8 protein-coding genes and 2 pseudogenes are annotated in these 18,307 nt (G+C 73.4%); 5 read left to right on the top strand and 5 right to left on the bottom strand.

Features of this window, described 5'->3' with window-relative positions; genetic code table 11:
- Positions 1-2 precede the first annotated feature (2 nt).
- Complete coding sequence (locus BOQ63_RS38490) at positions 3-2,828, bottom strand: hypothetical protein (RefSeq protein ID WP_030285261.1); 2,826 nt, start codon at positions 2,826-2,828, stop codon at positions 3-5.
- Positions 2,825-6,121, bottom strand: a complete 3,297-nt coding sequence (locus BOQ63_RS38485; RefSeq protein ID WP_150476292.1) for an ABC transporter permease — start codon at positions 6,119-6,121, stop codon at positions 2,825-2,827. Before BOQ63_RS38485 ends, BOQ63_RS38490 begins: the two co-directional genes overlap by 4 nt.
- 409 nt (positions 6,122-6,530) lie before the next feature.
- On the opposite strand from BOQ63_RS38485, the gene BOQ63_RS38480 reads away from it, so the two are divergent.
- Positions 6,531-7,280 (top strand): ABC transporter ATP-binding protein, encoded by a 750-nt coding sequence (locus BOQ63_RS38480; RefSeq protein ID WP_030285257.1) that lies wholly within the window; start codon positions 6,531-6,533, stop codon positions 7,278-7,280.
- Between the two features lie 164 nt (positions 7,281-7,444).
- Here BOQ63_RS38480 and BOQ63_RS38475 read toward each other — a convergent pair whose 3' ends face one another.
- Together BOQ63_RS38475 and BOQ63_RS38470 are read right to left on the bottom strand one after the other, a co-directional pair.
- Entirely contained in the window at positions 7,445-8,965 is a 1,521-nt protein-coding gene (locus BOQ63_RS38475; protein ID WP_030550176.1) for an FAD-binding oxidoreductase, read from the bottom strand.
- A gap of 369 nt (positions 8,966-9,334) precedes the next feature.
- Entirely contained in the window at positions 9,335-10,957 is a 1,623-nt protein-coding gene (locus BOQ63_RS38470) for an alpha/beta hydrolase (protein ID WP_030285253.1), read from the bottom strand.
- Positions 10,958-11,107: 150 nt separating this feature from the next.
- Between BOQ63_RS38470 and BOQ63_RS38465 the strand changes: the two are divergent.
- Together BOQ63_RS38465 and BOQ63_RS38460 are read left to right on the top strand one after the other, a co-directional pair.
- Positions 11,108-11,323, top strand: a pseudogene (locus tag BOQ63_RS38465) (hypothetical protein); the annotation flags it as partial.
- Positions 11,281-11,847, top strand: a complete 567-nt coding sequence (locus BOQ63_RS38460; RefSeq protein ID WP_072655839.1) for a TetR/AcrR family transcriptional regulator C-terminal domain-containing protein — start codon at positions 11,281-11,283, stop codon at positions 11,845-11,847. The pseudogene BOQ63_RS38465 and the gene BOQ63_RS38460, both read left to right, overlap by 43 nt.
- Positions 11,848-11,978: 131 nt before the next feature.
- Here BOQ63_RS38460 and BOQ63_RS38455 read toward each other — a convergent pair whose 3' ends face one another.
- Positions 11,979-12,602, bottom strand: a complete 624-nt coding sequence (locus BOQ63_RS38455; RefSeq protein WP_079183942.1) for a TetR/AcrR family transcriptional regulator — start codon at positions 12,600-12,602, stop codon at positions 11,979-11,981.
- Positions 12,603-12,772: 170 nt separating this feature from the next.
- On the opposite strand from BOQ63_RS38455, the pseudogene BOQ63_RS38450 reads away from it, so the two are divergent.
- Both BOQ63_RS38450 and BOQ63_RS38445 read left to right on the top strand, forming a co-directional pair.
- Positions 12,773-13,930, top strand: a pseudogene (locus BOQ63_RS38450) (FAD-dependent monooxygenase); the annotation flags it as partial.
- Positions 13,931-14,343: 413 nt separating this feature from the next.
- Entirely contained in the window at positions 14,344-18,276 is a 3,933-nt protein-coding gene (locus tag BOQ63_RS38445) for a Pls/PosA family non-ribosomal peptide synthetase (RefSeq protein WP_150476291.1), read from the top strand.
- Positions 18,277-18,307: the final 31 nt, after the last annotated feature.

The raw sequence follows: 18,307 nt of genomic DNA, 5'->3' as shown, positions 1-18,307 counted from the left end.
TGTCATGCCTGTTCTCCGGCCCGTAGTTCGGTGGCGATCTGGCGGCGCCCGGCGATCAGTGTCTCCGCGGCCACGGCGAGGGCGACCAGCAGGGCCAGGCCGGCGGTGGGCAGCAGGACCGGTACGAGAGTGGGGGTGATGACGTCGCCGACCCTGGCACCGACCAGGGTGGAGATGTCGAACGCACCGCCGAGGAGGGTGACGGCCGCCAGTGCGGTCAGGCCGCCGCCCAGGACCGCGGCAAGGGTCTGGGGCAGTGCTTCGGTCAGGATCAGCGCCAGGCCCTGGCGGGGTCGCAGGCCCATGGTGCGCAGTCGGGCGAGGACGGCCGTGCGCTCGGGCGCGGCCCGGAAGAGCGTCAGCAGGACGGCGAGCAGGGCGAACCCGGCACCGGCGGCGGCCGCGTACCAGAACAGCCGCCCGGCGGCGTGCTGCAGAGGGTCGTCGGCGAGAGCGGCCGCGGCCTCCCGACTGCTGTGCACCGTGTAACCCGCGGGCATCCCGTGGGTGGCCTTGCCCGCGGCCGCGGCATCCTCGGCGATCAGCCTGGCGATGCCGCTCGGCTGGCCCCCACCGTTGTCCCGCAGGGTGGACCTGACCTGCTCCGGGTCGACGTCACCGACGGCGAACCACTTGTTGATCCGCTTGACGTCCGGCAGGCGCTCCCAGGCGGGGTCGGCGGCCACCACGACGAACGGCTTGCCGGGGTCCGGCAGGGCAGGGGTCGCGGAGATGATCCCGGCGACCGTGGTCCGCAGACCGTTCCCGTTGGGCGTGCGGACCTCGGCCGGGCCCGCGGCCAGGCGCTTGGCCAGGTCACGGCTGAACAGCGCGGGCACCGGGGTGTCCCGGCCTCCGGGGGCGGCGAGCTTCGCCGGGTCGAACTCGCCGACCCCGACGGTGCGGGCGATCTCGGCGTACGCGGCCGGATCGACCACCACGAGATAGGCATCGGTGTAGTCCTGGTCGACGCCGACGAAACGGGCCTTGGGCTCGACCCAGGCCCCGGTCGAGGCCCGGACTCCCGGTAGTGCGGCGGCCGCCGTGGCGAACGACTCGGGCAGGGTGGCGTAGTCCGGGAGCGAGACGCCGATGTCCCCGCCGGTGGCGATGCGCGCGGCGCGGGTCCGCACGTGGTCGACGGTGTCGAGGACGGTGGCGCCGAAGCCCGTCGTGGTGACGGCGATCAGCAGGGCGAGCAACGGAAGCACGGAGGGCTTGCGCCGGCCGGAGCTGTCGCGGGCGGCCCGGGCCAGGCCGAGGAAGCCGATCAGACCACGGCCCCGCCCGGCGAGCCTGGCCAGCCAACCGACGGCGACCGGCTCGATCCGGGCCAGCAGCAGCCCGCCGGTCACGGCGAGCAGCAACGGAGCGGCCACCAGCAGTGGATCCAGCCCACCGCCGGTGCCGACGCCGCGGCGCCGGACCTCCGCCACGGCCGCGGCGGTGACCACCAGGACGGCGAGTTCCCCGACCAGTCGGCGCCGGCCGCCGACCGCCTTGCGGCGTGACCACAGCAGGGCGGCGCGGGCGGGGAAGGCCAGCAGGGCGAGCAACGCCGCGGCCAGCGCCGCCAGCACCGATTGGCCCCAACGCGGGGTGGGCAGCAGCACCACGGCGAGGGCGGTGGCGAGGGCGGCGGCCGGCAGCACCGTGGCCGCACCCTCCCCGATCAGCCGCAGCAGCACCCCGGTGCGGGAGCCGCCACGGGCGCGCAGCAGCCGGATCTCGCCGGCGCGCCGGTCGGTGGTGAGCGCGGCGGCCAGGCAGAGCACCACGGTGGCGACGCCCGCGACCCCGGCCGGGCCGATGGTGCTCAGCGGCAGCGCGGCCTCGTAGCGCTCGTCCGCCCGGGTCAGGATGTCGGCCAGGCCGGAGACGCTGTGCAGGTCCGCGCGCCCGGTCGCGCCGATCAGTTCGGTGGCGCCCGGCCCGGTCAGGAACGAGCTGATGGCGTTGCGGGTGCGGTCGAGCCGGTCGGCCCGCAGCGAGGCGGGGTCGACGGGAAGTCGCCAGAAGTTCTCGGCGTTCGAGCCCCAGCGCGCCATCGCCGCCAGGCTGTCACCATCGACGAAACCGCTGGTCATCCAGTGCTCGTGCTGGGGAGCGGCGTTCAGGCAGGCGCGGGCCGGGCAGCCGAGGTCCTCCCAGAACGGGTCCTGGGGGTCGTTGATCCGGTAGAGGCCGACCACCACGGTGTTCCGCTGGGCGCCCGAGCCCTCCACGCCGTTGTCGATGACGTCACCGAGCTTGATGTGGATGGTCTGGGCCGCCTGCTTGCTGATCACGATCGGCAGCGGGCCGCCCACGGTGCCGGGGGTCGGCCAGGTGCCGTCGGTGAGGGTGGCTCGGGAGGCCAGGTCGTGCAGGTAGAGCAGGCTGAGCATGGGGGCGTTCGCGTCGGAGATCCGGGCGTACCCCGGGTTGCCCATGCCGCGGTCGCCCAGGGCACGGGTGCCGTGGGCCAGGCCCGGCCGGGACAGCGTCAGCTGCTGCCCGACCTTCTCGGTGACCTGTTGCTGCACCCGGTCGAGCTCGGCCGCGTTGTCGTAGTCCCGGGTCTTGGAAGTGGTCTGCAGGCTGGTCGGGTTGAGGCCCTTCTGGCTGACGAAGTCCCGCAGCGCCGCGTCCGCGCCCCGGTCCGCGACGCGGGGGAAGGCCGCGGCGAGGAAGACCGTGACGAAGGCGAGCGCCGCCATCAGCACCGCGGCCAGCGGGCTGGCCCGCAGTCTGGTGCGGACCCAGGGCGCCGGGCGGTGAACGGTCTCGGGAGTGGGCACGCGGTTGCTCTCGGGGGTGGGCACGCTGGTGCCGGCGCGGGTGGTCACATCTCCTCCACGTGGCGCAGCCGGTTGGCGACGTCTCGACGGCGGCGTCCGATGAGGAAGGCCGACAACAGCGGGGCGACGGCGATCGCGGCCGCGAACAGCAGGGCCTGGCCGAGGGGCAGGTCGATCACAGCCTGGGGCACGGGTTGGCGGGCGGCGGGTGTGAGGACGACGAAGGGCACGATCAGGTGGACCAGCAGGGCGCCCAGGGCCAGGCCGACCGCCCCGCCGAGTCCGACCAGTAGTGCCTGTTCGGCGGCGACGGTGCGGCTGACCTGCTTGCGGGGCGCGCCCAGGGCGAGCAGCAGGGCGGAGTCGCGGGCGCGTTCGTGGGCGGAGCCGGCCACGGCGGCGACGAAGCCGATCGCGGCGAGCAGGGCGGTGACGACCGCGATGGCCATCAGCGCGTTCTGCGGGGCGGCGCCCACCGGGTCGCTGAGCATGCCCTCGGCGACCTCGTCGTAGAACTGGACGTCCTGGGAGCCGGGGGCGGAGCGCAGTGCGGCGGCGGCCTCGGCCGGGGTGGGGTCACCCGGGCCGGTCGCGGGCAGCCACCACTCGACATGGCTGGGCAGGGAACGGCCCTGTGCCGCCAACAGTCGTGCCACCGTGCCCAGGTCGACGACCAGCGCGGTACGGCCCGCCACCGGCACGGCCCGCACCACCCCGGTGATCTTGACCGGCAGGACGGTCCCGGCGAACGGCACCTGCACGGTTTCGCCGACCGAGCCGCCCGTGAGCTTCAGGTAGTCCTGGGTGGCGACGCCGGACACGGCCGTCGGGGCGCTCGCCCCCGCCGGGCTGAGAACAGCACGGAAGGTGTCCCCGGTGCCGTTCGCGGCGCTGTAGCCGACGGTGAACAGCCGCTCGGCGTCGGCCGGTTCGGAGCGGAGGGTGGCCGGTGGGCCGGACTGGCCCCGACCGGCCGTCCAGGAGAGGCCGGCCGGCACCGGAACATCGGTCGCGGGCCCGTCCGCGCTGTCCGACACCGCCAGCCGGCGCACGGTGACCTCGCCGTCGGCGCGGTCGCTGTAGGACACGGTGGCCCCGACCAGGGCCAGCGGTGCGGCGGCGGAGCCCATCGGGGCGTCGACCAGCGTGCTCAGCGGGGCCGAGGCGCGGAGGTCACCGGTGACCGGCAGGCTCGCGAACGGCACCTTGTGGACGTAGCCGAAGCGGTCCCGCAGCAGCAGCGCCACCTCCGGAGGAGCGTCGGCCACCATGTGCACGGTGTTGGGCAGCCGGACCTGCCCGCGGAAGGTCTGGCGGATGGTGACGTCGGCGTCGATCCGCAGCGGTCGGCCGGGCAGGGTGATGCCTGCTGCGGCCCCGGGGGGCGTGGGTTGGGCGAGCGGGTGGAACAGGTCTCCGGCGGAGTGCCCGTCGAGCAGATCGGTGCGGACCGGGACGCGGTCGGCGAGGGCGGCGGCGTCCAGGGCGAGGAGTTGCCCGGTGCCGTTGGGCAGGGCCTGCTCCCCGCGGGCGACGGGGACCAGCCGGTCCCCACCGGGCAGGGCGCCGTAGCGGCCGCCCTGACCCATCAATGCGCTGTGCGAGCCGGAGATCCGCAGGCCTCCGGCCGTGTCGAACTCTGCCTGGTCGCGCTGCGAGGCGGTCCAGGTGGCGTGCTGGCCCAGCGCGAGCACTCCGGTGGCCACCGCCATGACCAGCAGCAGCACCGGCCCGGTGGCCCGGGCGGGCTGACGGGCCAGCTGCCAGCCCACCATCGCCGGGCCCAGGCCGCTGCCCCGGGCGGCAACCCGGGCACCGAGGCGGGCGACCAGCGGCAGCAGGCGCAGCACCACCAGGGTCCCCGCACACAGCGCCAGGGTCGGAGTGGCGACCAGCAGCAGGTCGACACCGAGCTTGCCGGAGGCGTCGGTGGACAGGCCACCGCCGTACTGGTCGAGCTGCTGGTAGGCCAGGGCCGCGAGCGCCAGGACGGCGAGGTCGCCGCCGTTGCGGGCGATGCCCGACACCACGGCCTGGCGGCGCCCGGCCCTGCGCCGCAGGGCGGCTCCCGCGCCGCGCAGCAGGCTGGGCGCGGTGGCCAGCAGGATGCACACCAGCGCGCACAGCACGGCCACCGGCCACAGCGTCCACCGCAGTCCGGCCTCCAGCGCGACCTGGTGGGAGCGGCCGAGGCCGGCCAGGACGCGAACCAGGAACGGCGTGAGCAGCGGGGCCAGCACCGCGGCCGGCAGGGCGAGCAGCACCGATTCCAGGGCGGTGAAGGCGCCCAGGCGGGCACCGGAGGCGCCGCGGGCGGCGAGCAGCTCGTTCTCGCGCTCCTGGCGGGTCGAGATCAGCCGCACGACCAGCAGCAGGGCCGCCGTGGCGAGGACGGCCAGCTGCAGGGCGCCGATCAGCAGGGTGGAGCGGGCTACCAGCAGACTGGCGGACAGCTCCCCCACCACGGCGGGAAGTTCGGTCGTGGCGCTGAGGGAGGAAGTCTTGCGCAGGTCGTCGTTCAGGCCCTGGGTGCGCTCGCCGACGGCCTCGGCCCCGGCCTGGTCGACGCCCGCGAAGTCGGCCTCCAGCAGCCAGCCCCGGCTGCTCTGCGCAAGACCGCCCGCGGTGAACGCGCTCGGGTCGACCATCATCGGGCCGAAGGTGGTGAACCCGCCCACCTCGATCTCGTGACCGCTCACCGGATCGATCCGCCAGTACGGTGCGGACGGGTCCACCGCCCGGTAGGTGCCGGTGACGCGGACGGTCAGCGGCTTGCCGTCGAGCCGGTCCGCCAGCTGGACGTCCGCCGGCAGCGCCTGCGCGGACAGGCCCAGGCGCGCCAACAGCGCCTGTGGCACAGCGACCTGCGGGGCCGCGGACTGCACGGAGCCGGTCACCGCACCCGGCCAGGCACCGGCAGTCAACCGCACCCGCTCACGGTCGAGGTCGGCGAGCACCGTCAGATCGATCTTGGCCGTGCTGGACTGACCGCCCGCCGGGGCCCCGGCCGACGCCGCGGCGTCGCCACCGGGCAGGCCGTAGGAGCGGCTGCGCAGCAGGCTGTCGGTGTGGACGGGCAGATCACCGAAGAGCTTGCTCCGGTAGGAGGCCAGCGCCTCCTCGTCCTTGTGCCGCTGGTCCAGGCCGTGTTCGGCGGTCACCACCACCGTGGTCCGGGCATGGCCCGGGCCCTGGAGCGCCTGCCGCAGACCCGCCTGCCCGACACCGCCGTTGAACGTCACCAAGGCGGTCAGCACCGCCGTGGTGATCAGCACCGTCAACAGGACGGCAGCAGCCAGCGGCAGTCGCCCGCGCAGCCTGCGCACGACGAAGCCGAGCATCAAGTTCCTCCCCCGGTCGCGTCCCCGGTCGCACCCCAGCCCCACCCGTCGATCCGACCCCGTCCGGACGCATCTTGGCCACAGACGGACACTTCACGGGCACACCGGCGCAGTGATCACCGGCAAGCGGTCGCCGGATAGCGGACGATGCTGTCAGATTCGATCCGGGAACGGAAGGGACTTGCGCGAATCATGTAAGTAATGAGCAAATTCCTTGCATTGATAGGATCCCCGCCAGCAACGAGCCGTTGAAATGCCATGCACACTTCATAACTCCGGCTCCACTACGCACTCTTGACCAGGGACTTTTTTTTCGCGAATTCTCCGCTCGGGGCGGTGAACCCGCGAGGCCAACTCAACCGTTGACCCGGTCGGAACCGGGTATCCACCGCCCACAGGGGGACGCCGCATGACACGACACCAGGCCGCCGACAGCACCCCGACGACCACCGGCGCGACGGCCACCGGTCCGATGGTGGCCGTGACCGATCTCCGGCGCAGCTTCGGCACCGGCGAGCGGACCGTCCACGCCCTGCGCGGCATCAGCTTCTCGGTCGGACGCGGTGAACTCACCGCGCTCAAGGGCCGGTCCGGCTCCGGCAAGACCACCCTGCTCAACCTGGTCGGCGGCCTGGACGCACCGACCGGCGGCAGCATCGCCCTGGACGGCATCGACCTCGGCGGGCTGGACGAGGACGGCCGACTCGCCCTGCGCCGGGAGCGGATCGGTTTCGTGTTCCAGTCCTTCGGACTGATCCCGATGCTCACCGCCGCCGAGAACGTCGGCGTGCCGATGCGACTGCGCAAGGTGCTGCCGGCCGAGCGAGAGGAGCGCGCCCACACCCTGCTGGCGCTGGTCGGCCTGGCCGACCACGCCAACCAGCGGCCCGGTGAACTCTCCGGCGGCCAGCAGCAGCGCGTCGCGATCGCCCGCGCGCTCGCGAACGACCCCGGCCTGATCATCGCCGACGAACCCACCGGTCAGCTCGACTCCGAGACCGGCCGCTCGATCATGGAACTGCTGCGCGCGGTGGTCCGCAGCGAGGGCGTCACCGTCCTCGTCGCCACCCACGACCCGACGCTGATGGAGCTCGCCGACCGGGTCATCGAGCTCCACGACGGCCGGATCGTCGAGGAGGACGTGGAGCAGGCCGCATAGCGACGGCGGGGCCTGAGCCGCGGAGACCATGTGGAGCCGGACCAGGCGGAGCCGGACCAGCCTGCGCGGGCGACGGAGCGGGAGCGGCGGAACGGGCGGCGAGGCGGGAGCGGCGGGGCGGCTGACGAGAACGCCGCCCCGCTCAACGCATCGCGGGACGCGGCTCAGGCCCGGAGCGGCCGGATCGACTGGGCATGATGGAACACCTCCTCCCCGTCCCAGTAGGCCTTCGTGCGTTGCAGTCGTGGGTAGTTCTCCTTGTAGTAGAGCCTCGGGTACGCCGGATCGGGCTGGTCGACCGTGCCCAGATCCACGTCCGGGTAGTTGACGTAGGCGCCGTCCGTCGCCGTGTCGACCTCCGGGACGCCTCCCGTCTCCCGGTACATCTCCTGGTAGAGCCCGCTCAGGTACGCCAGGTGGCCGGCATCCTCGGTCGGGTCGGTCCAATAGGTCTGGTACTGCAGCTTCATGATCGAGTCCCGCTGTGGCACGGCGGTTTCATCGGGCCGGCGGGCGTTGATCCGGCAGCCGTAGGAGTCGATCTGCACCAGCGTCCTGCTGAGGTCCACCCCGTCCACGTCCCGCGTCAGCCAGTCCCAGAGGGTGGCGATCCGGGCCCGGTCGAACGGCTCCCGGTGGTACGCCGACTTGTACTTGCCGCGCTGGTTGTCGCCTGAGGGATTGAGCGTCATGGTCGCCTGGAACCAGGGTAGTTGGCGCCGCCGCTCCGGGTAGGGCAGGAACAGTCCGGCGACGCTGTGGGTCTGGACCACCGACCGGGTCGCCATCCCGCGTTCGACCGCCGCCACGAACTCGTCCAGCGGCGCCGGGTCGTCGCCGTCCCACTGGCTGAACAGCACGACGTTCCCGTTGGAGTGGTGGGTCAGCTTGAGGATCGCGAACAGCCCGTCGTAGACCCGCTCCCGCCGGCCGCTGTGCTCGGCCAGGAAGGCGCCGAAGTTGGCCAGCAGCGTCTCGAAGTCGCCGGGGCGGTCGACCAGTTCGCCCCAGGGCCAGGCCACGCTGCTGATCCAGACCCGCGGCGGTGGCTCGGGCACGTCGGTCGCGAAGTGGTAGCGCAGCACCACCCCGAAGTTCCCGCCGCCGCCACCGGTGTGGGCCCAGAAGAGGTCCTGCTCCGGCGAGCCGCTCGCGTCCTCCCGGTTCGCCCTCGTCACCGCGGCGCGACCGCCGCGGACGGTGACCACGTCGACCTGGACGAGGTGGTCCACCGTGAGCCCGTGCCGACGGGAGAGGAGCCCGAACCCTCCGCCGCAGATGTGCCCGCCCGCCCCCACCGAGTAGCAGGACCCGGCGGGCAGGGTGACGGCGTACTCCCGGAACAGCGTGGTGTAGACGTCCCAGTTGGTGGCACCGCCCTCGACGCAGTAGGTGGGCCGGCCGAACTTGTCCACCGCGGCGGCCACCCCGCGCATCGTGCTGAGGTCGAGGATCACGCCCCCGTCGTTGTCGACGAAGCCCTCGTAGCAGTGCCCGCCACCGCGCACGGTCGGGCGCAGCCCGCGGTCCAGCGCCCGGTTCAGCTCGGCCACCGCGTCCGCGTCGTCCGCCACCAGCCGGATGTAGGCGGGACTGCTGTGCCAGCGCTGGTTGAAGCCCTGACTGAGCGTCCGGTAGCGGGGATCGCCCGGCAGGACCGTCCGCCCTGAGAATTCGTGTCGCATGCCCTTCCCCACTTCCTCATTCCGAGAGAGTCTGGCGGGCCGCACGCTAACACCCCTATTCAGCTTTGTGAATTCATTTACGAATTAATGTGACTGTACGTCATTTTCAAGCCTCATCGAAGGCTCGTCCCGACCGCCACCCGGAGCCCGATTGTCAGTGGCGTCGGCTACGGTCCACGACAACTCCGCAGAATCCGTTCCACGGGAGGTTCGATGACGATCTTCTTCCGCATTCTCCGCACGCTACGCCGCGGAACACGGCTGGGGGCGCGGGTGGGGGCACGGCCGGGAACACGGCTGTGGTGGCCGGCGGAACCGCCGGCCACCACAGCCCCGGCCTCAACGGCCGGGCGTTCGGGGCGAGAGCCCTCAGACCGCCGGGAAGATCTCGGCGTCCGGCTTGAGCAGCTGGCCCGGCTTCGGCGCGGTGCCGTCCACCAGGTAGCGGGTGACCATCGTGTTCAGCGCGGTGCTGCGACCGACGGCGCAGTGCTCGATCGAGTCGACGCTGACCAGCACGGCGTTGCCCAGCTCCTGCTGCATCCGCTGGGCGAACTTGTACTGGGTGGCCGGGTCGTAGAGGTTGCCGATGACCATCACGGTGTTGGAGGTCTTCTTGTTCCACGGGCCGCTGAAGCGCTCGGCGTCCCGGGCCGGGGCGGGCCAGCTCGCGCAGGCCGGGGCGTCGAAGGCCTGGTAGCGACCGAAGGTCGGCGACTCCTTCTCCCAGGCCCGGGCGACGTTGGCGAACACCCGGTCGTTCGACGGGTACGGCTTGTCCTGGCAGTTGACGCCCATGTAGGAGTCGTCACCGGTGTACTCGGAGTCGGCCGGGGCCTCGCGCAGTGCGCGCGGGACGTTCACCGTGAGCTGGTTGGCCGCGTCGTCCGGGACGGTCGCCTTCGGCGCCAGCAGGGCGGCCGCGGCCGGCTTCTGCATCACCTGGTAGGTGGCCTGCAGCGACTTCGCCAGCGGAGCCAGCTTGGCCTGCGAGTACAAGGCGCTGGCCACCTCGCTGGTGAAGCTGCTCAGCGTCACCCGGGAGCCGTTCGACAGCGTGATCGGGCTGGTCCGAAGGTGGTCGCGGAGCTCGTCGAACTTGGCCCGGGTGTCACCGTCGCCGAAGGCGCAGCGCGGGGCACCGGCGGTCTGGCAGCGCTTCAGGAACTCGTCCAGGGCCAGTTCGAAACCGCCCGCCCGCTGGCGGTCGTACTCCAGGCCGTTGTGCAGGCGCAGGTTGGGGTCGACGTTGCCGTCGATGATGATCGCGCGCACCTTGTTCGGGTACATGTTCGCGTACGTCGAACCGATCAGGGTGCCGTAGGAGAAGCCGGCGAAGGTGAGCTGGGAGTCACCGACGGCACGGCGCATCCGGTCGAGGTCGCGCACCACGTTGATGGTCGACATGTGCTCGATCAGCGGGCCGGCGTTCTTGCTGCAGGCGTCGGTGTAGTCCTGGTCGGCGTCCAGCGTGTCGTCGACCTCCGCCTTGGTGACGGGCACGCCCACCATGCGGTTGTTGACCGCGTCGGCGTCTTCCTGGGTCTTGAAGCACTTGAGCGGGTTGCTCCGGGCCACCCCGCGGGGATCGAAGCCGACCAGGTCGAACTTGGCCTGCACCTCGGCGCCGAAACGGGTGGTGGTCGCCCACATGTAGCCACTGCCGCCGGGGCCGCCGGGGTTGAGGAACAGCGAGCCGATCCGCTTCGACGGGTCGCTCGCGCGCCGCCGCAGCATGGCGATGCCGACCTTCTCACCGGACGGGTTGTCGTAGTCCAGCGGCACGGGGTAGACGGCGCAGTCGTAGATGCCCGGGTCCGGCTTGCTCGGGTCGGGGTTGCACGGCTTCCAGTCGACGGGGTCGACCTTCGCCTCGGCGGCCGCCGCACCCGGGGCCTGGTCGAACGGCGCGGCCGACGCGGCCGCGGCGGTTCCGGTGACAAGGGCGAGCGCGCAGGTGACCGCTCCGGCCAACGTGGATATGCGGGACAAGGAACCTCCTCCGTACTGAAAGGGCGGCCCCAGCCTGTCAGTCTGAGAACTCCGTGTGAAGACCTCGAAGCAGCGGAAATCCTTCGAGTTCCACTCCACACCCAGCCGGAACATTCTGTGAATGCACCAACTTGACGGTTAATTGACCTGATGGTAATTCAACCACGGCGGTTGTGGAGCGGGATGCGCCGACCCGGCCCGTGGGCTCGCTCACGCCCCGGGACGGGCCTGACCCGAGAGAAGATCATCGACGCCGCCCTCGACTTCGTCGACGAGCACGGCCTCGCCGCGCTCTCCAACCGCAAGCTCGGCGCGGCGCTCGGTTGCGAGGGCATGACGCTCTACCACTACGTCCCCAGCAGGGCCGCCCTGCTCGACGGGACGGTCGAACGCCTCCTGGAGTCCTCCGCGGGGACCTCTTCGCCGAACCGAACGGCCCCTGGACCGAGGTCGTCCGGGAATTCGCCGTCTCACTGCGCCGGATGCTGCTGGACCACCCCGCCGTGCTCACCGTCCTGGCCACCCGGCCGGCCGCCGCACCCGCCACGCTCACCCTGATCGAACGCGGCATCACCGTGCTCCGCGAGGACGGCGTCCCGCTGGCCGACGCACTCGCCGCACTGAACCCGGTGGTCATGTGGACCCTGGGCCGCACCCTCAGCGAGGTCGGCGAAACACCCCACCACGAGGGCACCGAGCCCCGGCCCGAGCAGCTCTCGGCGCTGGACCGGACCACCTGTCCTCACCTCGCCCGGGCCTTCGGCACCGGCGAGGGCCTGGATTCCGAGCGGCGCTTCCACCGCACGCTCCGCATCCTGCTCGCCGGCTACGCCGCCGAGTCGGACGTCACCGAGGGAGCCGGCAACCGACCGGCCAACGCACCCGGCTGACGATTCCCGCTTCCCGCCGGGTGCCGGCCGAACCCCGATTCCCACGGCTCCGAGCTCGCTCGTGGCCGCGAGCATCGCCGATCCGGACCACGGACGACCGGCCCGCGGGTGGGCAGAAGCCAAGGCAGGCCCTAAGGTCCGGTCGCGCCGCGCAGGGCGGCCGCCACCAGGCCCTGGAGCTCGTCGACACCGGTCTCGCCCCCGCCGACCAGGCGGTCGAAGACCAGTCCGTCGATGCAGGCCAGGAGCGTGGCGGTCCGACCGTCCGGGTCGGCGACCCCCTGGTCGGCGAGGAAGGCCCGGACGACGGCCCGGCCGGCGTTCTCGCGCGGCACGAGAATCTCCCGCAGCTCGGGGTCACGGACGCTCTCCACCGCGCAGGCGTACCGCGCCAGCGACCGCCGCCGCCCTTCGCCGGTCAGCCGATGACTCATCAACTCGGCTATCCCTTGGACCAGTTCGTCCGACGAGCGGATCACCACCCGCTCTCCCATCGCCTGCAGCTCCCCCTGGTCCAACTCGACCAGGCGCCGCACCAGCGCGGTCAGCAGCGCCTGCCTGGTGCGCAGATAGGCCGAGGTGGTACCGGGCGGCAGCCCGGCCGCCGCATCGACCGCCCGATGGGTCAACCCTCGCACCCCCGCGTCCGCCAGCACGCCGATCGCCGCATCCGCCAGCACGGTCCGCCGGTCCGGCCTCCCCGCCTCACCCGCCCCGCCCGTGCCGCCTTGCTTCTGGTCCTGGTCTCGCCGCATCCCCCCTTTCTACCGGGCCGGGCTCCCCCCACGCCCGTCCGGCCGCCGTCGGGCCGGCCTCCCCCGCAGCACCGGGACCCCGCCCCTCCCCTCCGACCGCCTCCGTAAGCCCGTAGTACGCTCCTTCTACAGATGTAGAAAACAACGCGGCGGCACGGGAAGGACCGGGCATGAGCAACAACAGCGCGGTGGTGGTCGGGGGCGGCATCGGCGGACTGGCGACCGCGATCGGGCTCCGGCTGGCGGGGTGGGACGTCACCGTGATCGAGCGGGCGGCCGTACTGGACGACGCCGGAGCCGGGATCTCGCTCCACGCCAACGGCATGCGGTCGCTCGGAATCCTCGGGGTCGGCGACGCCGTTGAGGCGGCCTCCCGGCGGCAGTACACCGGCGGGACACGGACGCCGGACGGCCGCCGGCTCGCCCTGATGGACGGCAGGGCACTGGAGCGGGAGCTGGGGGCGCCGATCGTCGGCATACCCCGCGCCGACCTGCACCGCATCCTGCGCGACGCGCTGCCCGCCGAGTCCCTGGTGATCGGCGCCGAGGTGACGGAGATCGACGCCACCGACCCCGCCCGGGTCGCGGTGGGCTACGACGGCACCACCCTGAAGGCCGATCTCGTCGTCGCGGCCGACGGCGTCAACAGCCGGATCCGCCACCGCCTCTTCCCCGCCCACCCCGGACCGGTCTACAGCGGCTCGACGGTGCTGCGGGCGATCACCGAGCGCCCGGTCGACGGGCTGACCGCCGACTTCGAGCTGACCTGGGGCCACGGCGCCGAGTTCGGACACATCGCCTTCCCGGACGGCCGGGCCGAGTGGCACGCCGTGCTCACCGCCCCGGCCGGGGTGCGCTACCGGGACCCGCTGACCGAGGTCCGTCGCCGGTTCGCGCGCTGGCACGACCCGATCCCCGCGCTGCTGGCCGCGACCAACCCGGAGGCGGTGCTGCACCACGACGTCAACGAGCTGGTCACCCCCCTCCCCTCGTACGTCTCGGGCCGGATCGCGCTGCTCGGCGACGCGGCCCACGCCATGACGCCCCACCTCGGCCAGGGCGCCTGCCAGGCCCTGGAGGACGCCGCAACCCTCGCGGCGGCGGTCGCCGGCAGCCCGACGGTCGAGGCCGCGCTCGCCCGCTACGACGCCGCTCGCCGCCCGCGCAGCCAGACCGTGGCCCGCGACGCCCGCCGGGCCGGCCGGATGGGCCAGCAGCTGGCCAACCCGCTGGCGGTCGGCCTGCGCAACGCCGCGATCCGCCTCACCCCGCCCGGTGCGATGATGCGGACCGTCCTGAAGCACGCCGACTGGACGCCGCCCCGGATCGCCCCCCCGAGCCGCCTAGGCACGGACCGTGGCAGCGCCGCGAGGCCGGGCGGGCCAGGGAGGACACCGCCGAATTCCCGGCCCGCCCGGCCCGCCACCCGAAGGGAGCAGCATTTCCTGTGGCATGGATCACGATCACGCGGCAGAACTGACGATCCGTCACTTCGACTGACGGTTCGTCACTCTGCCTCCACTTGGCACCAGTTGTTGACTGACGTTGAGTCAGATTCGGTCACTCCCGCTCGAGTTGGGCTGAGTGTCAGCTCCTGCCGGCCCGGAAAGCCGGGGCTACCATCGGTCGGGTTGTCCGCTCCGGCCCCGGAGTGGGGTCTCCCGTCAGGCGAGTGCTCCCACCGCCCCAAGGGCCGGACATCGGTCGGAACGGGGCGAGGACGAGGAGCGCACGGGCTGCCATGACCGCTGAACCGAGCCACCCGAAGCAGTACGCCACGCCACCGCGGCCCGCGCCGGAAAAGGCCTCCCCGGAACGAGCCGCACCCCTACGGACCGCGACGCCGCAGGCCCTGTTCCCCGGCCGCCCCGCCGCCGCCCCGCGCACCCTGGTCGACGTGCTGGACGCCACCGTGCGCGCCCACCCCGACGAGCCCGCCCTGGACGACGGCCGCACGGTGCTCAGCTACCGCGCCCTGGCCGCCGAGGTCGAGCAGCTGCGCCGCCGGCTGACCGCCGCCGGGATCGGCCCGGGCGACCGGGTCGGGGTGCGGGTCCCGTCGGGCACCAACGACCTGTACGTCTCAATCCTCGCCGTGCTCGCCGCCGGCGCCGCCTACGTGCCGGTGGACGCCGAGGACCCGGACGAGCGGGCCCAGCTGGTCTTCGGCGAGGCCGCCGTGGCCGCCGTGCTCGGCGCCGGGCGCGCCCTGAGCACCACCACCACGCGCCCGCCCTTGAGCGGGCGCCGCCCCACCCCGGCCGACGACGCCTGGATCATCTTCACCTCCGGCTCGACCGGCAAGCCCAAGGGCGTCGCCGTCACCCACCGCAACGCCGCCGCCTTCGTCGACGCCGAGGCCGCGCTCTTCCTCCAGGAGGAGCCGATCGGCCCCGGCGACCGGGTGATGGCCGGACTGTCGGTCGCCTTCGACGCCTCCTGCGAGGAGATGTGGCTGGCCTGGCGGCACGGCGCCTGCCTGGTGCCCGTCCCCCGTTCCCAGGTGCGCAGCGGCGCCGACCTCGGCCCCTGGCTGGCCGAGCAGGAGATCACCGTGGTCTCCACCGTCCCGACCCTGGCCGCGCTGTGGCCGGCCGAGGCGCTGAACGAGGTCCGGCTGCTGGTCTTCGGCGGCGAGGCCTGCCCGCCCGAGCTGGTGCAGCGCCTGGTCACCGAGGGCCGCGAGGTGTGGAACACCTACGGCCCGACCGAGGCCACCGTGGTGGCCTGCGCCGCCCTCTTGACCGGCGAGGGCCCGGTCCGGATCGGCCTGCCGCTGGACGGCTGGGACCTCGCCGTGGTGGACGGGGCCGGGCAGCCGGTCACCCCCGGCGGCACCGGGCAGCTGGTGATCGGCGGGGTCGGTCTGGCCCGTTACCTCGACCCGGAGAAGGACGCCGAGAAGTACGCGCCGTTGCCCTCGCTGGGCTGGGAGCGCGCCTACCGCAGTGGCGACCTGGTCCAGGCCGACCCGGCCGGCCTGCTGTTCCTCGGCCGCACCGACGAGCAGATCAAGCTCGGCGGACGCCGGATCGAACTCGGCGAGGTGGACGCCGCCCTGCAGGCGCTGCCCGGGGTGACGGGCGCGGCCGCCGCGGTGCGGACCGCGCGCGGCGGCAACCAGCTGCTGGTCGGCTACCTGGTGGTCCAGGACGGCTTCGACCGCGAGCAGGCCGTCGAACGGCTGCGCGCCGAACTGCCCGCCGCCCTGGTGCCGCTGCTCGCCCCGGTCGACACCCTGCCCACCCGCACCTCCGGCAAGGTCGACCGCAACGCCCTGCCCTGGCCGCTGCCCGAACTGGAGGCCGCCGGGCCGGGCGAGCAGCTGTACGGCACCGAGGCCTGGCTCGCCGAGCAGTGGGCCGAGATCCTCGGCGTGCAGGTGAGCGGCGCACGCGACGACTTCTTCGCGATCGGCGGCAGCAGTCTGGCCGCAGCCCGGCTGACCACCTTGCTGCGCACCCGCTACCCGAGCGCGGCCGTACTGGACGTCTACCAGCACCCGACGCTGCGCAAGCTCGCCCGCCACCTGGAACGCGGCGCCGCCGAGGGTGGCGAGGCCCGTACCGTCGCCCTGGTACCGACCCGGGCCAAGCTGCTCCAACTGCTCCTGCTGATCCCGCTGTTCACCGTGGTCGGCCTGCGCTGGACGGTCGCCCTGCTGGCCGCCGGGAACCTGCTCTCCCACGTCGGCGACTACCCGTGGGCGCCCACCGCCTCCTGGTGGGCGGTCGGCGCGGGCGCGCTCCTGCTGTACAGCTCGCCGGGCCGGCTCGCGATCGGCGCCGGTGGTGCCCGGCTGCTGCTGCGCGGCCTGCGCCCAGGCAGCTACCCGCGCGGCGGGGCCGTGCACCTGCGGCTGTGGGCGGCCGAGCGGCTCGCCGAGCTGAGCGGCGCGACCGGGCTGTCCGGCGCCTGGCTGGTCCCCTACGCCCGGGTGCTGGGCGTCAAGGTCGCCCGCGAGGTGGACCTGCACTCGCTACCCCCGGTCACCGGGATGCTCAGGCTGGGCCGGGGCTGCGCCGTCGAGGCCGAGGTCGACCTGTCCGGTTACTGGCTGGATGGCGACCGGCTGGAGGTCGGCCAGATCAGGATCGGTGCCGACGCGGTGGTCGGCACCCGTTCGACGCTGCTGCCCGGTGCCCGGGTCGGCAAGCGCGCGCAGGTGCTGCCCGGCTCCAGCGTCACCGGCCAGGTGCCCACCGGCCAGCGCTGGGGCGGCGCGCCCGCCGTCAAGCTGGGCCGGGCCGAGTGGTCCTGGCCCAAGGAGCCGCCGGTCCGCCGGCCCGTCTGGGCCGCGCTGTACGGCGTCGGTGACACCCTGGTAGGCCTGCTGCCGGTGCTGCCCGCCGCGGCCGCCCTCGCCGTGCTCTCCCGGTTCGTCGACCGGGGCGCGGAACTCGGTCCGGCCCTCGGCGGCGCCCTGCTCGGGCTGCTGCCCGCCACCCTGGCGTACGGCGCACTGTACGCGGCGCAGCTGGTGGTGCTGGTCCGGCTGCTGAGCACCGGCCTGGTGCCCGGCGTGCACCCGCTGCACGGCCGGGTCAGCTGGCAGGCGTGGACGGTCAGCCAGCTGATGGACCGGGCCCGCGAGGTGCTGTTCCCGCTGTACGCCGGGCTGGTCACCCCGCTTTGGCTGCGGGCGCTGGGGATGCGGGTCGGCCGGGGCGCCGAGGTGTCCACGGTGCTGGCGCTGCCCAGCCTGACCACCGTCGGGGACGGCGCGTTCCTGGCCGACGACACCCTGATCGCACCCTACGAGCTGGGCGGCGGCTGGATGCGCCTGGGCGAGGCGAAGGTCGGCGACCGGGCGTTCCTCGGCAACTCGGGGATGACCGCGCCGGGCCGTTCGGTGCCCAAACGGGGCCTGGTGGGCGTGCTCTCGGCGACGCCGGCGAAGGCGAAGAAGGGCGGGTCGTACCTGGGCATGCCGCCGGTGCGGTTGCCGCGCGCGGCGGACCGGGCGGACCAGAGCCTGACCTACGAGCCGCCGGCCCGGCTGCGGTGGGCGCGCGGGCTGGTCGAACTGGCGCGGCTGCTGCCGGTGCTGGCCTCGGGGGCGCTGGGGCTGGCGACGGTGGCGGCGCTGTCCTGGCTGGCGGCGGGCTCCACCGTGCTGGCCGCGCTGCTCTCCGGACCGGTGCTGCTGGCCGCGGGCGGCGTGGCCTGCCTGGTCGCGGTGGCCGCGAAGTGGCTGCTGGTCGGGCGCTTCCGGGCGGTGGAGCACCCGCTGTGGAGCGGTTTCGTGTGGCGCAACGAGCTCGCCGACACCTTCGTGGAGGTGCTGGCGGTGCCCTGGCTGGTCGGTGCGGTGCCGGGCACCCCGCTGCTGAACCTGTGGCTGCGGGCGCTCGGAGCCAAGGTCGGGCACGGCGTGTGGTGCGAGAGCTACTGGCTGCCGGAGGCGGACCTGGTCACCCTCGGGGACGGGGTCAGCGTCAACCGGGGCTGCGTGGTGCAGACGCACCTCTTCCACGACCGGATCATGCGGATGGATACTGTGGTCCTCCGTGAGGGCGCCACCCTGGGCCCGGGCGGGATCGTGCTGCCCGGCAGCACGGTGGGCGCGCGCAGCACGCTGGGCCCGGCCTCGCTGGTGATGCGCGCCGAGTCCGTCCCGGCGGACACCCGGTGGCTGGGCAACCCCATCGAGGCCTGGCAGACCACGTCGTGACCACTCCTCCCCCGGCCGCCCCTCCGACCGA

Origin of the sequence: Streptomyces viridifaciens (assembly GCF_001888885.2) — a bacterium.
GTDB lineage: Bacteria > Actinomycetota > Actinomycetes > Streptomycetales > Streptomycetaceae > Kitasatospora > Kitasatospora aureofaciens.
The sequence above is the reverse complement of the archived record's forward strand: the minus strand, read 5'-3'. Positions and strand labels throughout refer to the sequence as shown.

Excerpts from the sequence above, each read along its gene's own strand:
- BOQ63_RS38485 (WP_150476292.1), bottom strand. The coding sequence starts at position 6,121 with ATGCTCGGCTTCGTCGTGCGCAGGCTGCGCGGGCGACTGCCGCTGGCT.
- BOQ63_RS38480 (WP_030285257.1), top strand. The coding sequence starts at position 6,531 with ATGACACGACACCAGGCCGCCGACAGCACCCCGACGACCACCGGCGCG.
- BOQ63_RS38475 (WP_030550176.1), bottom strand. The coding sequence starts at position 8,965 with ATGCGACACGAATTCTCAGGGCGGACGGTCCTGCCGGGCGATCCCCGC.
- BOQ63_RS38455 (WP_079183942.1), bottom strand. The coding sequence starts at position 12,602 with ATGCGGCGAGACCAGGACCAGAAGCAAGGCGGCACGGGCGGGGCGGGT.
- BOQ63_RS38445 (WP_150476291.1), top strand. The coding sequence starts at position 14,344 with ATGACCGCTGAACCGAGCCACCCGAAGCAGTACGCCACGCCACCGCGG.